The following is a 1,853-nucleotide window of genomic DNA, read 5'->3' on the forward strand; positions in this document are numbered from 1 at the left end:
GGGCGGGGCGACCGGCGCGGGCGAGGTGACCGGATCAGGTGAGGTGACCGCCCGCATCCGCCTCACGGACCGCACGTTCGGACTCGCCCCGGAAGAGGCCGTGTTGCGTCCGCCGTCGCTGATTGTCGGCGTGGGCGCCTCCAAGGGTGCGCCGGTGGACGAGGTCCTGGCGCTCATCGAGGGCACCCTCGCCGACGCCGGCCTCAGCCCGCGCTCCGTCGCCCGTCTCGCCACTGTCGACGCCAAGGCCGAGGAGCCCGGGATCGTCGAAGCGGCCGGACGGCTCGGTGTCCCGCTCGTCACCTACTCCCCCGAGCAGCTCGCCGCCGTCCCCGTGCCCAACCCCTCCGACGCACCGCTGACCGCCGTCGGCACCCCGTCCGTCGCCGAGGCCGCGGCCCTCGTCGAGGGCGCGCAACTCCTCGTACCGAAAACGAAGTCGGCACCCGAGGGCCGCCCCGCCATGGCCACCTGCGCCGTCGCCCGCCGGGCGCCGCGCGGTCGGCTCGCGGTCGTCGGGCTCGGGCCCGGCGCACGGGATCTGCTCACCCCGCGCGCCAAGGACGAACTGCGGCGCGCCGCCGTCCTGGTGGGTCTCGACCAGTACGTGGACCAGATCCGCGATCTGCTCAGGCCCGGCACCGTGGTCCTGGAGTCGGGGCTCGGCGCCGAGGAGGAGCGGGCCCGTACCGCCGTCGCCGAGGCCCGCAAGGGGCAGGCCGTGGCGCTGATCGGCTCGGGTGACGCGGGCGTCTACGCGATGGCCTCGCCCGCGCTGGCCGAGGCGAGCGACGACATCGACGTCGTCGGGGTGCCGGGCGTGACCGCCGCGCTCGCGGCCGGTGCGCTGCTCGGGGCGCCGCTGGGCCATGACCACGTCTCGATCAGCCTCTCCGATCTGCACACGCCCTGGGAGGTGATCGAGCGCCGGGTGCGCGCCGCCGCCGAGGCGGACATCGTCGTGACCTTCTACAACCCGCGCAGCCGGGGCCGCGACTGGCAGCTCCCCAAGGCGCTGTCACTGCTGGCCGAGCACCGTGCGCCGCGTACACCGGTGGGCGTCGTGCGCAACGCCTCGCGCGCGGACGAGTCCGTACGTCTGACGACGCTGGCCGCACTCGACCCGGCCACCGTCGACATGATGACGGTGGTCACGGTCGGCAACACGGCCACGCGCGACATCGCCGGCCGGATGGTGACCCCGCGCGGCTACCGCTGGCAGCAGGACCCCGACACAAAGGAACACGCAGCAGCGGAGGCCGGACGATGAGCACGCGCATCGTGCACCCCATCGAGCAGGAGTCGTTCCGCAGGCTGCGCGCCCGCCTCGACACCTCGCACTTCGCGCCGCTGACCAGGGCGGTCGTCGAGCGCGTGATCCACTCGGCGGCAGATCCCGACTACGCCACGGATCTCGTCACCGACGAGTCCGCTCTCGTCCGCGCGCATACGGCGCTGCACGCGGGGGCGCCCGTGGTCGTGGACGTGGAGATGGTCGCGGCGGGCATCACCCGGCGCGACACGGTCTGCCGGCTCAAGGACGCCAAGTCCGGGCCGGACCTGACCCGTTCGGCCCACGCGATCCGTCTCGCGTACGAGCAGGTCGGGCCCGGTGCGCTGTGGGTGATCGGCTGCGCGCCCACCGCGCTCGAAGAGCTCCTGACGCTCGACGCCGAGCCGGCCCTCGTGATCGGACTGCCCGTCGGATTCGTCGGCGCCGCCGAGTCCAAGGCCGCGCTGCGCGAGAGCGGGCTGCCCGCGGTCAGCAACGTGTCCGAGAAGGGCGGCTCCGCGGTGGCCGCCGCGGCCCTCAACGCCCTGCTGTACCACCCGCTCCCCGACTCCCGGCCCAC

The 1,853-nt window shown here is 74.4% G+C and carries 2 protein-coding genes; both read left to right on the forward strand.

Annotation, left to right across the window (positions count from 1 at the left end; all coding sequences use genetic code 11):
* The coding region (gene cobJ / locus G6045_RS40415) for a precorrin-3B C(17)-methyltransferase (RefSeq protein WP_165337234.1) at nucleotides 1–1,270 on the forward strand (1,270 nt) is incomplete at its 5' end.
* Nucleotides 1,267–1,853, forward strand: a 587-nt coding sequence (locus G6045_RS40420) for a precorrin-8X methylmutase (protein WP_165337235.1), incomplete at its 3' end; no start/stop codon positions are given. The genes cobJ and G6045_RS40420, both read left to right, overlap by 4 nt.

It is taken from the genome of Streptomyces mesophilus, from assembly GCF_011044995.1.
GTDB classification, from domain to species: domain Bacteria; phylum Actinomycetota; class Actinomycetes; order Streptomycetales; family Streptomycetaceae; genus Streptomyces; species Streptomyces mesophilus.